Annotated in this window: 12 protein-coding genes; all 12 read left to right on the plus strand. The window is 60.8% G+C overall.

Translation table 11 applies throughout. The annotated features are described in order from the left end of the window. Position 1 precedes the first annotated feature (1 nt). The 12 genes from VMY05_09070 (at position 2) to VMY05_09125 (ending at position 14,534) form a co-directional block, all read left to right on the plus strand. Positions 2–922 carry a hypothetical protein gene (locus VMY05_09070; GenBank protein HUV31223.1) on the plus strand — a complete coding sequence of 307 codons (921 nt, stop codon included), beginning with the start codon at positions 2–4 and terminating at the stop codon, positions 920–922. Between the two features lie 20 nt (positions 923–942). After that, positions 943–1,731: a hypothetical protein gene (locus VMY05_09075; protein ID HUV31224.1), complete on the plus strand. Its 789-nt coding sequence runs from the start codon at positions 943–945 to the stop codon at positions 1,729–1,731. Positions 1,732–1,733: 2 nt separating this feature from the next. Continuing rightward, positions 1,734–2,699, plus strand: coding sequence for an NHL repeat-containing protein (locus VMY05_09080; GenBank protein ID HUV31225.1), 966 nt, complete (start codon positions 1,734–1,736; stop codon positions 2,697–2,699). 12 nt (positions 2,700–2,711) lie between these two features. Continuing rightward, positions 2,712–5,963: a hypothetical protein gene (locus VMY05_09085; protein HUV31226.1), complete on the plus strand. Its 3,252-nt coding sequence runs from the start codon at positions 2,712–2,714 to the stop codon at positions 5,961–5,963. A gap of 7 nt (positions 5,964–5,970) precedes the next feature. Continuing rightward, positions 5,971–7,611 carry a BamA/TamA family outer membrane protein gene (locus VMY05_09090; protein HUV31227.1) on the plus strand — a complete coding sequence of 547 codons (1,641 nt, stop codon included), beginning with the start codon at positions 5,971–5,973 and terminating at the stop codon, positions 7,609–7,611. 125 nt (positions 7,612–7,736) lie between these two features. After that, complete coding sequence (locus tag VMY05_09095) at positions 7,737–8,582, plus strand: UbiA family prenyltransferase (protein ID HUV31228.1); 846 nt, start codon at positions 7,737–7,739, stop codon at positions 8,580–8,582. 162 nt (positions 8,583–8,744) lie between these two features. Next, entirely contained in the window at positions 8,745–9,605 is an 861-nt protein-coding gene (locus tag VMY05_09100) for a BatD family protein (GenBank protein ID HUV31229.1), read from the plus strand. 24 nt (positions 9,606–9,629) lie between these two features. Further along, entirely contained in the window at positions 9,630–10,619 is a 990-nt protein-coding gene (locus tag VMY05_09105; GenBank protein HUV31230.1) for a MoxR family ATPase, read from the plus strand. Positions 10,620–10,631: 12 nt separating this feature from the next. Continuing rightward, on the plus strand, positions 10,632–11,507 hold the full coding sequence (locus VMY05_09110; protein ID HUV31231.1) for a DUF58 domain-containing protein: 876 nt from the start codon (positions 10,632–10,634) through the stop codon (positions 11,505–11,507). Further along, entirely contained in the window at positions 11,507–12,433 is a 927-nt protein-coding gene (locus VMY05_09115; GenBank protein HUV31232.1) for a hypothetical protein, read from the plus strand. The genes VMY05_09110 and VMY05_09115 overlap by 1 nt, the downstream gene beginning before the upstream one ends. An 8-nt stretch (positions 12,434–12,441) precedes the next feature. After that, positions 12,442–13,488, plus strand: a complete 1,047-nt coding sequence (locus tag VMY05_09120; GenBank protein HUV31233.1) for a hypothetical protein — start codon at positions 12,442–12,444, stop codon at positions 13,486–13,488. Beyond that, positions 13,488–14,534, plus strand: coding sequence for a VWA domain-containing protein (locus VMY05_09125; protein HUV31234.1), 1,047 nt, complete (start codon positions 13,488–13,490; stop codon positions 14,532–14,534). The genes VMY05_09120 and VMY05_09125 overlap by 1 nt, the downstream gene beginning before the upstream one ends. The last annotated feature ends 18 nt before the right edge of the window (positions 14,535–14,552 follow it).

The following is a 14,552-nucleotide window of genomic DNA, read 5'->3' on the forward strand; positions in this document are numbered from 1 at the left end:
AGTGACGAACCGACGCGGACGGATATCGATCCTGATCATGGGCACGGTGCTGGCGGTGATGTACGGCCTGGCCGATGCCTCAACTGTGCGCAGCTCCGTTTTCGACCGCGGTCTGCAGGAGATCAGGGTCGCATACTCTGCTTCCGCTCTTGCCGCTCAGGACGTCGACGTCGGTGACCAGGCAGGCGGCGAATCCGTGAAGGTCGGTGCAGCCAGTGGCCTCAAGCGGCGATCACCGGCCAAGGCGTTTGCGCTGTCTTTGGCCGTGCCGGGCCTCGGCCAGTACTACCTGGGCAGCCGCGTCAAGTCGGTGCTGTTCTTCGGAGCCGAGATAGCAGTCTGGACGCTGCACTTTACATGGCTCGCCGACGGCGGGGACAAGACGGATCTATTCGAGGCTTACGCCGACACGTACTGGGGGGGAAGTCGCTACGTTTACTTTCTCGAGACAGTGTATGGCGTAAGCAACGACCATGAGCTGGATCCCGGGGAGCCCGGAATGACTCACAACCTGCCCGATACCAAGACTCAGCAGTATTATGAGATGATCGGCAAGTATGACCAGTTCGGGTGGGGCTGGGCAGACGCCTACGCCAACGGCAACCCCGGGGACACCGTGAACTCGACTACGTATTCGCTGCAACCTATCGACGTCGTCAAACCGGACTCACCCCTCCGCGACAAGTACGAGGATATGCGGCACGATGCCAACCGGACACTTGATCGCGCCAACAAAATGATCATGGTCTCGATGGCCAACCGGCTTATCAGCGCTTTCGAAGCGTACTTCGCGGCCAAGAGCGCCAACAGCCGCATCAGGGAACAGGACAGCGAATTCGGACGGATAGGCGTGAAAGCACAGCTTTGCTCCTACACCTCCTTCAATGACACGCCGTTCCTGAAAGTGAGCTACAGGTTTTGAGCATGTGTAAACGTGCGGGCATGAAGAGACTGGTAGCCATAGCGGTCCTGTGGGCCGCGACCTCGGCGGCCGCCCGCACCGTCCAGTTGAAACCTACGCCCGTCCGGGACGCGCTGGACGCCTCCATCCGCGAGTACGCCCTTGCCGGTGAATTCGACCGTGTCAATGATGCCTCCGCCGGCACACAGCCGTCCGGAGAACCTGCGTCGCCGGCCGGCAGATCGGTTTTCAAGGCCGGCCTGCTGTCAGCGCTGGTGCCCGGCGCCGGTGAGTATTACCTCGGCAATCGGGGTAAGGCGCGGTTCTTTTTCGCGGCCGAGGCGCTGACCTGGCTCGGATACATCTCCTTCAGAACGTATGGGAACTGGAAGCGGGACGACTACATTCGTTATGCGTCCGTGCATGCCAACGCACAACTGGAGGGCAGGGAGGATGATTTCCTCGACCTGGTCGGATTCTATGACGATATCGATCAGTACAACTCCCTGGCCCGCGTACTTGACCCCACCCGTCCCTACCTCGAGGACACTCCAGAAAACCACTGGCGATGGCACACCCTCGAGGATAGGTTTGCCTTTCGTCACCTCAAGAATCGCAGCCGTGACGCCTACCTGCGCGCTAATTTCATGATCGGGGTCGCCATCGTGGACAGACTGATTTCGGTGGTGGACGCGGTGCGCGACGCCAGGCGGATGCAGCGGCGTCTGGATGGGTCCTTTTCGCGGCATGACGACCGTAGAGTGCGAATTGCGGTGAACCCCCTGGCGGCCAGGAACCAGGTCACCCTGACTATCCTTACGGGTTTCTGATCATGCAACGCAACGCCCTCAGTCTTGTCCTGTCGGCATTATGTCTGTTCCTGGCAGGGTGCGGCGGCGCACGCAGAGCGGTGCCCGAATCTCGGCCGGTCGTCAAACGACCGCTTGCCCTGCTGGTCTCGCAAGAGATATCCGGCCGGATTCTTCAGCAAAGGTTGAGCGAGCCGTTCGGCCTGGCCGTGGACAACAGCGGGACGTTGTACGTGGCCGATGCCGGCAACAACCGGATCGTACATTTCAACAGTGACCTGGACCCGGATCGAGACTTCGGCGGATACGGCAGCCGCCCCGGGCTGTTTGACGGCCCGGGATTCATGGTCGTCGACAACAGCCTGAACCTGCTGGTCTCGGACGGCGGCAATCGCCGCGTGGCCCGATGCGACGGCAAGCTCAACTACGTCAACGAAATCCAACTTGTAGACGACGAAGATCCATTGAAGTTCGGGCTCATTTCCGGAGTCGCGGTGACTGACTATGGTGAGGTCTGGGTGGCCGACCGGGAAAACAACCGCGTAGCCGTGTTTGACAACCTCGGTCGCTTCGACCGCTTCATCGGAGAGTTCGGTTACGCCGGGGGGGAACTATCCAGCCCCGAAAAGATCTACCACGATGCCGGGGGGCCGTTTGTGGTCTGCGATGCCGGCAACGGACGTCTGGTCTTCTACGATGATTACGGCAATTACTCCCACCAGCTTGCCGCTGACGCCTTCGACTACCCCATAGCCCTCGCAGCCGATCGCCAGCGGCACTACTGGGTGCTGGACGGCCGCAGCGGCGTGCTGTTCTGCTTCTCGCTCAGCGGCGAACCGCTGTTCAGGGCGGGGCCCCTTCTGCCCGGCACCAGTCTGTCATTGCGGAAACCATCGGACGTTGCCGTGCTGCGCGATGGCCGCCTTGTTATTGCTGACACCGGCAACCACCGGTTGCTTGTTTGTACGGTCGTCTATGAAGAACCCTGACGTCCCAGCGCTATGTGCCAGGTGTCCGCGAAAGCCATACTTCTCTCAGCCGGAATCCTGATTGCTTTACCCGTTCGATCTCATGCGCGGACGGATCTGCGCCTGATCGGCGGCGAGATCTCGGAGCGCGTCACCACCGGCTCGCCGCATATCTTCTCCGGCTCGGACACCCTACGGCTCAACGGCAGGCTTCTCAGGCCCGGAATCGATTACCGGTTTGTAGTCGGTGAAGGGTACTTCGACCTGTCCGGACTGGTGCCCGGCGGTGACGACACTTTGCAGGTGATCTATGAGCGAGTGCCCGCCTGGCTGGCCCGGTCGTACGGCCGACCGCTTCCCCGGGCGGTTCCGGCGGCACAGGGCGCGCCGTCCCTGTCATTGCCACGCCCCGAAAAACCGCCCGCCGGTTCCTTCGGCTCCCGCGTGAAGCTCTCAGGAGCCAAATCCTTCAGGCTGTCGGCACGTTCGGCGGGCGCTTCTGAATTCGGTCAGTCCCTTGACCTGACCCTGGCCGGCGAACTGGCCGAAGGTGTGCAGGTGGCCGGCTCAATATCGGATCGTGGTTTCGATCCCGCCTACGGCACGGCCAACAGCCGGCTGAGTGAACTGGACAAGGTCAACCTCGCCCTGACTTCCCGGCGGCTTACGGCGCAGATTGGAGATATCGCCGTGGCTGATCCCGGCCGCGGCCCTGGGGGCAAGGCGATCTCCGGAGCTTCGTTCAAGCTGACGTATCCCCGCTGGCACGTGCACGGAACCGCCGCTCGGCCCCGGGGAACGTATACGAGCTTCGAGTTGACGGGCCAGGACGGTTCTCAGGGACCTTACCAGATAGGCGAGGGGAGCCGGGCACGCCCCATTGTGCCCGGTTCGGAATCGGTCTGGCTGGACGGGCGGCTGCTGGAACGTGGGGCCGGCAAGGATTACACGGTTGACTACCCCACCGGCAGGATCACGTTCAACGCCAATCGGCCTATAGACGGGCGCTCGCGAATAGAAGTCGACTATGAACCCCGGATGACCGAGTACAAAGGGGAATTGCTGGCTTTCGGAACCGGTGGACAGTCCGAGGATTCAACCCTTTTCTTCTCGGCCGAGGTGCTTCGGGAGGGCGACGACAAGGATCAACTGCTCTCCGGCGACCTTTCGGACACTGACCTCGCGCTTCTTGAGGCGGCCGGAGATTCGGTTGCGGCGCGCTCCGGTGTGATACCGGACAGCACGGGGTCGTACGCACTGGTAAATGACAGTCTGCCGGATTCGGTGTATCAGCACGTAGGTGAGGGCGAGGGTGACTTCAGTGTCACTTTCAGCTTTGTCGGCAGGGGCAAGGGTGACTACAGGTTCCTCGGCTCCGACAATTATGAGTACGTCGGTCCCGGGCAGGGTGACTACCTGCCGATCGTCGTAGTGCCGGCGGCACGACGGACGTCCCGTTACAGCACGGTCATAGGCTTACGCCCCCGGGGGCTGGGGGAGCTGCGGCTCGACCTGCGCGCCTCGCGGTTCGACCGCAATCTCTGGTCGTCGCGTGATGATAATGACAACGACGGCATCTACTACGATTTGCAGTCTTATAAAGAGTGGCAGGCCAACGGCCGCACAAGCTTTGTGAAGGCGCACCGCCGCATTCGCCAGGCTGAATACAACGCCCGCGAGCGCATCAACCGGGCCGACTTCCGCCGCGATTTCCTCCTCCCGGAGGCGTTTGTTGCCGCCTCTGATGAAGCCCTGCACGATGTCAGCGCCTCGGTCAGCCCGTGGCGTGTCCTCTCCATCGGTGCCTCTTACGCCGACCTCGATTACGAGGGGGAATTCGATTCCCGATCCGGCGGCCTGGGCGCCGAACTGATTCCTCTCGACAGGTTGCGCCTGCACGGAGCCTGGCGGCGGGCCGTGGCTCGGCTGGCCGGCGCAAGCCTTTCGGGCGACGGGACCCTGACCCGGTTCGACGGCGGTGTGACCGTGGAGCCGTCCGAGGGAAGCGCCGTCTCCGCCGCATACGAGAGGGACGTGCGACGAAACGAATACTCCACCGAGCCGCGCGGTACGCGTTTCAACCGTGTCCGTCTGGGGCTGTATCGTGAGCAGGACGACGTGCAGTACGAGTACTTCGCCGAGGATTCTCTGAGCACCGGCTGGTCACAATCGCTGGTCCGCAATCGCGTCAGTGCCACGTCGAATCGTCAGATGGGCGTGCTCAGCTACGACGCGGCGGTCTCATACCAGTGGCTCAGGCAGCCCGACCTCAGAGGTGAGAATTTCCTGAGCAGGCTGAACCTGCGGTACAACAACGTACGCCGCAGGCTCATACTGGGTGCAGGATACCAGGTATCCGATGAACGGAGGAACGCACGCGGTATCACCTATCTTGAGGTTGAGCCGGGACAGGGGAATTTCTCGCGGGAAGATGGCCAGTTCGTCCCCGATCCGGACGGCAAGTATATCCAGGTCGAGGAGATTCTGTCCGATGACGCGCGGGTCCGACGCGGCGACAAGAGCTTCCACATCGACAAAGACTGGCGGCTGATCCTGGTGCGTTTCACCTCGAATATCGAAGAGGAATTGCTCGAGGGCGGCCAAAGAAACCTGTGGTGGGTGCTTCCCTTCTACAGCGACGAGAGCCAGCCGTACCTTTATTATAACCGGCGTTACAATGCGGACGTGCGCCTTTTCCCGGTACGGGCCTTCTATGCGCTTAACCTCCAGTTCGCACAGGACCTGGAGAAACGTGACATAGCGGGGACAACGCGCCGCCGACGCGATACGCGGGGGGCCGTGTCCCTGAAACAGTCCCTTGTCAACACCTTCGTCGAGGAAAGTGCTGAGTTCTTCGAGAACGAGCGGGACGCCTACTTCACGGGTGCGGGCGAAATCAACGGCTACAAGCTGGGGCTGTCAGTGCGCCAGGCCGTCGGCAGGGGCGAAGTCAGCGGCGGCGGCACCTTTCGACGGGCCGAAACGAGCCTGGACGAAACCTCGGTGCAGTATGCCCTCACGGCTGGTTTTCGGGCGGTCCTGCTCAGCCGTGGAGAACTTCGCCTGTCCACGGAACTGTACCGGCAGAACCTTGACAACCTGGCCGGGCCGCCGTCCTTCCGGCTTACAGACAACCGCCCCGGCGAGCGCGGTGCGCTCTGGTCGCTGTCCTTGCGCTACGGTGTCAAGTCCGGCGTGCGGGTGAATCTCTCCGTCAACGGCCGGCACGCCGACGACCGGACTGCGCGTGTGGTGGCCCGCAGCGAGGTGGTGGCAAGCTTCTGAGATGCTTATGCGAGTATCATTGCTTATACCGGTTGTCCTGCTGATCACAACCACCGTCTGCGTGGGGGTCGAGATGACGTATGAAGGCACCCCCCCTGCAAAGGACGTAAGGCTTGAACGATACCTGAAGCAACTTCAGCAGGCCGGGGTCCGCCCGCAGGATCTGGCCGATTCGGCCGCGGCACACCTTCGCGACGCCGGCTACCTCGAGGCACGGGCCGTTCTTGCCGCCGATACCCTCGTCGTTGCGGCCGAAAGCCGATATCGGCTTGAACGGTTTGTAGTGACGGCGGACAGCACGTACGAGTTCTCGCCGGAGGGACCTTTTACCCGAGATCATCTCGGTGAGGCCGTAGACAGGCTGCTGGACCGCTATCGAGATATGGGCTACTTCTACGCCACGGCGCGGGTCAGCGCAGTGTCACGACACAGCCGGCAGGTCACGGTTGATCTGCAACTCGAACCGGGGCCGGTCGTGACGATTGCCGACAATACTTACACCGGTCTTACACGCACCCGGGCGGACCTGGTGTCAAGGTACCTGCCGGTAGGACGGGGTGACACCTTGCGAGCAGCGCTCATCGAGCAATGCGAGCAGGCGGCTGAAGAGATCGGGTTTGTCAGGTTTGAGCGACCGGTGGGCATCCGGCCTCTGCCCGGGTATACTGAGGCGGATCTTGATTTCACGTTTCAGGAAAGGAAGCAGGTCGGCTTCGAAGGGGGCGGCGGCTACGTGCCCGACGATGCCGCAGGGCTTTTATGGCATCTGAACCTTTCCCTGCGTAATCTCTTCGGCGACGGCCGGGAGATTGCGATTCGCTCGGATCGACGCCAGAGGGGCAGGACGATTCTGGATGTCGGCTACCGCCAGCCGCTGTTTCTGCTGGGCGTCGGCCAGGCCACCCTGAACGTCGCCACCCGCGACTACCGTGATCAGTTCTACGAGTTCAGCCTGAGTACGGAGTATACAACCCGTATCCTGCGCTCGTACACGAGTGGCCTTGGCCTGGGGTGGAAACGCGTGGAGCCTGCTGACGCCGGCCCCGGATATTCTCGCGTCGCGGTCGACTATTCGCTGGGAGCGACGAATCTGGACAACCGCTACAACCCGTCCGGCGGTCTGGCTCTCGCCTGGCGAATTACGTACGCCTATCGCCAGTACTCGGCCACCGGCACCGACGCGGGCGGACGGCGAAGGGCCTACAACGAGACGCGCAACGACTTGGCACTGGCCCTGTACTTCCCGCTGGCGTCACCGCTGGTGGTGCATTGCGCTCTGAACTACAGCGGCCTGGAGACCGCTGAGCCGCTGGTGCCTGAATCGGAACTGACCTTTGTCGGCGGGCCGGGAACGATCCGCGGATTCCGTAACGAGCAGTTTGTCGCTCAGCGAACCGCCTTCGGTACCCTCGAACCGCGCCTGAGGTTCGCTCAGGCTTTTGTCTTTGCCTTCTGTGACGCCGCGTATATCAACCGCCCCGTGCCTGCCGGTGACGGCGTCGAGACCGATGAGTTCTACCGGTTCGGTTACGGCCTGGGGTTTGCCGTCTTGGACAGCCGGCGTTCGCTCAAGGTATCGATCGGCTGGAACCGGGAGCTGTCGTTCGATCAGCCGCGCCTTTCGATTGAACTGGCCACCGACCTGTAAAGGCACGCCGTCAGGTTCGGTCGCATCCGGCGGCCTTCGCCAAACCACTGCATTGTTATCATCGAACGCGGGCAGGAGACCGGCATTATTGTTGACTGCCCTACCGCAGCGGCGTATCGTTTCGCGTGCAGAAACTCCTCGACGTTTTCAGGCTCATGCGCCTGGCCAACTGTCTTCTCGCTATGGTCGGCGTGGCCATCGGTGCCCGCATGGCCTGGCTGACGCCCGCCTATTACGGCCCGTTCGTAGCCGCCCTGGCCGCCTTCTTCGTCTGCGCCGGAGGCAACGTCGTGAACGACATAGTCGACGTCGACGTCGACCGCGTCAATCATCCTGACCGTGTTCTCGTTCGCGGGCGTCTCTCCGTGTCGTTTGCGCTCTGGATGTCGGTGGTACTGAACGTGCTGGCCCTGATATGCGCTATTGCGGTCAACTGGGTCGTGACGTTTGCCGTCGCCGGCGGCATCGGGCTGCTGGTCGTGTACAATCTCCGGCTGAAGAAAATCATGCTGGTGGGCAATCTGGTTGTCGCCCTCCTTGCCGGGCTGACCTTCATGACCGGAGGCTGGGCGGCTGATGCGGTTCTGACGATGGCGCTCCCGGGACCGCTCATTCCCGCCGTATACGCTCTTTGTTTCCATCTCGTCCGCGAGATTCTCAAGGACGTTCAGGATATCGAAGGAGACCGCCGCGCCGGGTACACGAGCCTGCCGATTCGAATCGGCACCTCGCCCTCGCTCATGATCGCACTGCTCGTATTTGCGGTCCTGCTCGTCCTTACCCTCATACCGGTGTGGATGCGATGGTTCGGCAGGACCTATGAGATAATCGCGGTGTATGTCACAGGGCTTCCGCTTCTGGCCCTGCTGATTTTCGTCTGGGGCAGTCCCCGGCCCTCGATGCTGCGGGTCGGGTCGGCGGCTCTGAAGGTGGGCATGGTTCTCGGGCTGGTCGCCCTTGCTGCCGCATAGGATCGGCTGAAACCAAAACCGCCGCGGACGGTATAATCTTTCGTTAAGCGGGTAGTAAATGGTCGACGTAACTAAAAACTTGACAGCGGCTTACGGGGTCCTTACTTGGTCGGGCCGTTGGTTCACTGGCATTGCGTAACTCACGGATCTCTGGAAACCGGTATGCTCTACAGATTGTTGTGCGCGCTCCTGCTCGTTCTGCCGGTCCCGGCCGCCATGTCGGCCGGTATCAGCATCTCACAGTCCATAGATAAGACCGAAACAGCCTTTGAGGACGTGGTGCATCTCGAGATCCGGCTTTCATGGCCCGGACCACAATCGGCGTACCTGTTCGACCAGCCCCTGAATCCGGTGTTTGACGGGTTCAAAGTTACGGAATTCTCGTCGTCCGTGTCCTCGACCGGCTCAGGCGAGAATGAGATCACGGCCAAGACGCTTCGTTTTACGCTCGCGCCGCGCTCATCCGGTATGGCGTCGATTCAGCCGCTGACCGTCAGCTACGTCTCATGGCCTGACAGCATTCCCGGGGAACTGGTTACCGAAGCCATGGTTGTAACTATCGCCGAACGCAGGCCGACGGCCCGCTCGGAATCGGGAGATTTCTTTACGCTTCCCCGTGTGCTCGGCGGTCTCGGCGTTATGATTGTTGCGGCGCTCGTGGTGGCGGTGGTGGTTCGGCGACGTAAACCGCCCGTGATCGTGAAGTCGGCCCGTGAGGTGTTCCTCGAGAATCTCTCCCGGCTCAGGGCCGAATGTGGAAATGACCTGAAAAAGCTGCAGACCGGCGTGTATAAACACCTGACGGACTACCTGGCCGGCGAATACCAACTGGACCTGGCCAACAGGACGGCTGACGAAGTGGCGGCAGCACTTGAGGATACCAACGTGTCACAGGCTCACCGCGAGAAAATCGTGGGCTGGTTGACCCGGGCGGAAAAAGAGAAATACAGTCCGGTTACCGGTGCGCCGGGTGAGACTGTGCGGCTCGAGGCCGAACTGCGCGAATTCTTTGAAAAAATGTAATCCTTGTAGAATTTCGGAGGACCGATGAGCATTGATATCCAGGAAATCCAGGCGAAAGTCGAGAAAGAGTCTTTCTTCGTTGAACGGCTGACCGCGCAGATCGGCGCGGTGATTGTCGGACAACGGTATCTCGTGGAACGCCTGCTGATTGGCATTCTGGCTGATGGTCACATACTTATTGAAGGTGTTCCCGGGCTGGCCAAGACGCTTTCGGTAAAGACGCTGTCGGATGCCATTCAGGCCAAATTCCAGCGGCTGCAGTTCACACCTGATCTTCTGCCCGCGGACCTGATCGGCACCATGATATACAACCCGCAGAAGGCGGAGTTTTTTGTAAAGAAAGGGCCGATCTTTGCCAACATTATCCTGGCTGACGAAATAAACCGTGCCCCTGCCAAGGTGCAGTCGGCCCTGCTGGAGGCGATGCAGGAACGCCAGGTCACTATCGGGGAGACTACATTCAAGCTTGATCAGCCGTTCCTGGTCATGGCCACTCAGAACCCCATCGAGCAGGAGGGCACCTACCCGCTGCCGGAGGCCCAGGTGGATCGATTCATGCTTAAGCTCAAGATCACCTACCCAAACCCGGGCGAGGAGCGGGAGATCATGGATCGCAACACCGGCCTTGGGACCGTCGCCGTGGATAAGGTTGTCAAGCCGGAGGATATTATGAAGGCCCGCGAGGTGGTCCGGTCGATCTACGTCGACGAAAAGGTCAAGGACTATATCGTCAATCTCGTCTTTGCCACCCGGGAACCGGAGAAGTACGGTCTGGCCGACACGAGTGACCTCATCGCCTTCGGCGCCTCGCCGCGTGCCAGCATCTATCTGAACCTGGCGGCCAAGGCGCACGCCTTTATGAAGGGGCGCGGTTATATCACGCCCGAGGATATCAAGGCCATCGGGGCCGACGTGCTCCGCCACCGTATCCTGCTCACGTACGAGGCTGAAGCGGAAGAAGTGACCAGTGACGATATCGTAAAGCGCGTCTTTGACACGGTCGAGGTCCCGTAAAGAAGATAGAGAATGATCCCCAAAGAGATTCTCAAGAAGGTCAGACGGATAGAGATCCGCACCCGCCGCCTGGTCAACGACTTGTTCTCGGGCGAGTACCATTCCACCTTCAAAGGACAGGGGATGGAGTTCGAGGAAGTACGGCAGTACGAACCGGGCGATGATATCCGGCTCATCGATTGGAACGTCACGGCCCGCACCGGCTACCCGTACATCAAGAAATACCGCGAGGAGCGGGAGCTCTCGGTGGTCCTGCTGGTGGACGCCTCGTCCTCCGGCCGGTTCGGGACCCGCACCCGGTTTAAGAGCGAGGTGGCCGCCGAACTGTGCGCGCTGCTTGCGTTTTCGGCCATCAAGAACAACGACAAGGTGGGGCTGATTATTTTCACCGACCGGATCGAGAAGTTCGTCCCGCCGAAAAAGGGCCGTGGCCACGTGCTGCGCCTCATTCGAGAAGTCCTCTATTTCCAGCCGGAAGGCGTTGGCACGGACGTTGTTGGCGCCATCGAGTACTTCAGTCGGGTTATCAGGCGCCGCTCGGTTGTCTTCCTGGTGTCGGATTTTCTTTCTGAGGGGTACCGGCGTCCGCTGCAGATCGCCAACAAGAAGCATGACATCATTGCTATCAGGATTTCCGACCCGCGTGAGTCGGCCTTTGATAATGTCGGCCTGATCGAACTGGAGGATATTGAGACGGGCGAGGTGGTGCTGGTTGACACGGCCTCGCGGCGGTTCCGGCGGGAATTTGCCGCCCGCGCCGGGGAGGATGATCGTAACCTGTCCAGAGAACTCCGGCTAATCAACCTGGATTTCATCAGCATTCGGACCGATCAACCGTACATTAACCCGCTGATCAATTTTTTCAGGATGAGGGAGAAAAGACGGTAATGGCTACGGTGGTGCGACACACCTTCGCGGCGCGCCTGGCGGTTTTGGCTTTTCCGTTGGTCGTGGCCGCGTTGCTGGTGGCCTGTCAATCCGAAAGCGCACCGGATGAGGCTGAGATGACGCTGCGCAAGCAGTTGGCCGGGGAACTGCGCGACAACAAGCTGTTCGAAGCAGCCATCGAGGAATATCGCGCCATCCTGCAATTCAAGGGAGTCCCCCCACGGCAGATGGCGAATATAAACTACCTGATCGCTCGCATCTATTTCGAAGACCTCAAGGACTACCCAAAGGCTGCCTCCTACTATATGCGGGCGCGCGCCCTGGATCCCGAGGGTTCGTTCATGGCCGAGGCGTCGCAGAACCTGGTCGCGTCGCTGCAGAAGATGGGTAACGTGGTCGACGCCAGGCGGGAACTGGCCGCGGCCGCCGACGTTGACGGTCAGCCCAGGTCGCCGGACGACGTGCCGGTGGCCCGCATCGGCGAAGAGCCGGTGTGGCGCTCGGAGGTTGAACGGGCCATACAGACCCTGCCCCCGGAACTGCAGGAACGGATACTGACGCCTGAAGCAAAAGTGGAGTTTGTTCGCCAGTACGTGGGTGTCGAACTGCTGTACCGGGCCGCCGCCCGTGAGAATTACCTGAGCCATCCCGAAATCGTCCGGCAGCAGGAACAGGTGGTCAGGAAGCTCGTGGTCGACAAGTACCTCGTCGATAAGGTGATCCCGCAGATCAGCATCGACACGCTCGACGTTCGTAACTACTACCTGGCCCATCAGGGCGACCGGTACGACGACAAACCCTACGATTCCGTCCGGGCGCAGGTGTTCCTGGACTATCAGCAGGAAAAGGCGGAGACCGCCTACAGCGAGTACATAAACCGTCTGGCCGAAGGGGAACGGGTTGAGTTCCTCGACTACAACTGGTGAGGCGTAAGGTGAGTGTGATCGATATCAGGAAGTCGCACCGTCGGATGACGGCCGCCCTTGTCGGCCTCGTCGTTTGCCTGGTCGGCGTCGTGCAGGGGGAAGAACCGGCCGACACGGTAGGCTCCATGCCGGGCATCGAGGTCGCAACCTCGGTGGACGTCGCGGAGATCTACATCGGTGACCTCATTACCTATACGATTTCGATCACGTACGACTCCACGTACGAGCTGATCCCGCCGCCGCTGGGGGCCAACCTGGGCGCCTTCGACGTTAAGGATTACGAGCCGGATGTCACGACAAAACTTTCCGACGGGCGAAACCGGAGCGTGACGGTCTTCCGTCTGACGACGTTCACGACCGGCGACTACGTCATTCCGCCGATGCCGCTCTTGTTCACGCTGCCGGACAGCAGCAGAAAAGTGATTTTGGCCGAGCCGGTACCGATCACGGTAAAGTCGCTGCTCGCCGAGGCCGTTGATTCGCTCGATATTCGACCGTTGAAGGCCCAGTACGAGTTTCAGCGCGGGCTCAACCGGCTATACGTGGTGCTCGGCCTCGCTCTGCTCGTGCTCGTGGCCGGCGGTGTGCTCTGGCTGGTCGCTCGCAAGCGCAAGGAGCGACGGGCGCCGGTCGATCTTCGCCCTCCCTGGGAAATCGCCCTGGAGAAGATGGCCCTGCTGCAGGAGAGAAACCTTCCCGGATCGAGTGCGTTCAAGAGCTACTACTACGAGTTGACCGAGATTGCCCGGGAGTACCTTGGTCGGATGTACCGGACGTATGTGCTGGAGATGACCACCGAGGAGTTCCTCGAGTATTTCCGGGACGTTGCCACTCCGGACGGACTCCGGAACGGCATGATTAATTTTCTCGGACATGCCGACCTGGTCAAATTCGCGAAATTCGTTCCCGAGAAGCTCCGCGCCGAATCCGACTTCCAGTTTGTGCATGATATGATCGATGAAGTGCGCGAAGATTACGAACGGCGACAGCCGGAGGAGATGGCCCTCGGCGGCTCCTCGACCGGCCGCGTCGCCGTGACGGGTGGGGAATCCTGATGAGTACGCTCGAGTTCTACGGCCTGGGCGTGAACCTTTTCGACGTCTTCGACACCACGGTGCCGCCCACGGTGATTTTCCTGCTCGGTGCCCTGCTGATGATGGGCATGGCTTTCTACTATTTCCGTCGAAAGCGCGTCCGGTCGGCGACGGTGAAGTACTCGGACGTCAGGATCGTCAGCCGGGCGGCCCGCTCCGGGCGTAAGAAGTACCGCGTGGCGGTAGTGGTTCTTCGTCTGGCCGCTGTCGCCTTGTTCGTTGTGGCTTTCGCAAGGCCGCGGTCCGGCACCGAGGTCCGCGAGGTCACGTCCGAAGGCGTGGACATCATGATTGCCCTGGACGTGTCCTCCTCGATGCAGGCCGAGGATTTCAAACCGCACAACCGCCTGTATGTGTCCAAGGAAGAGATCAAGAAGTTCATCAACAAGCGGGTCAACGACCGCATCGGCCTGGTCGTGTTCGCGCGCCACTCCTTCACCCAGTGTCCCCTCACCGTTGACTACGGCGTGCTGCTCGGGTTTATCGACCAGGTGGATTTCGGTTTGATCGACGACGGCACGGCCATCGGCATGGCTGTAGCCAACGGTGTCAACCGGCTGCGCGAATCTGACGCCAAGTCCAAAGTTATGATCCTGCTGACCGACGGCGACAACAACGCCGGTGAGATTGACCCCCTGACCGCAGCCAACCTGGCCGCCGCGTTTGACATCAAGATATACACGATCGGTGCCGGTAAGCAGGGCAACGTCATGTTCCCCTACAATGATCCGATCTTCGGCAAACGCTACGTCTACCAGCCGACCAACATCAATGAGGAATCGCTCAAGGAGATTGCGGCGAGAACCGACGGCAAGTACTTCCGTGCCCGGTCGGGAGAGGAACTGGAAGAGATTTACTCGATAATCGACAACATGGAGAAGACGGAGATAAAGGTCGCGGCCCACGTTCAGTACCGGGAACTGTTTCACTACTTTGCCTACGCCGGTCTGGCGCTGCTCATTCTGGAACTGGTGCTGGCCAACACGTATTTCCGGAAGCTCCCGTGATAGAAAGGCAAGCAGGCT

It is taken from the genome of Acidobacteriota bacterium (assembly GCA_035529075.1).
Taxonomy (GTDB): domain Bacteria; phylum Zixibacteria; class MSB-5A5; order GN15; family FEB-12; genus DATKXK01.

Bases quoted from the DNA above. Each gene is read 5' to 3' on its own strand.
- VMY05_09075 (HUV31224.1), top strand. From the start codon at position 943: ATGAAGAGACTGGTAGCCATAGCGGTCCTGTGGGCCGCGACCTCGGCG.
- VMY05_09080 (HUV31225.1), top strand. From the start codon at position 1,734: ATGCAACGCAACGCCCTCAGTCTTGTCCTGTCGGCATTATGTCTGTTC.
- VMY05_09085 (HUV31226.1), top strand. From the start codon at position 2,712: ATGTGCCAGGTGTCCGCGAAAGCCATACTTCTCTCAGCCGGAATCCTG.
- VMY05_09090 (HUV31227.1), top strand. From the start codon at position 5,971: ATGCGAGTATCATTGCTTATACCGGTTGTCCTGCTGATCACAACCACC.
- VMY05_09100 (HUV31229.1), top strand. From the start codon at position 8,745: ATGCTCTACAGATTGTTGTGCGCGCTCCTGCTCGTTCTGCCGGTCCCG.
- VMY05_09105 (HUV31230.1), top strand. From the start codon at position 9,630: ATGAGCATTGATATCCAGGAAATCCAGGCGAAAGTCGAGAAAGAGTCT.
- VMY05_09110 (HUV31231.1), top strand. From the start codon at position 10,632: ATGATCCCCAAAGAGATTCTCAAGAAGGTCAGACGGATAGAGATCCGC.
- VMY05_09115 (HUV31232.1), top strand. From the start codon at position 11,507: ATGGCTACGGTGGTGCGACACACCTTCGCGGCGCGCCTGGCGGTTTTG.
- VMY05_09125 (HUV31234.1), top strand. From the start codon at position 13,488: ATGAGTACGCTCGAGTTCTACGGCCTGGGCGTGAACCTTTTCGACGTC.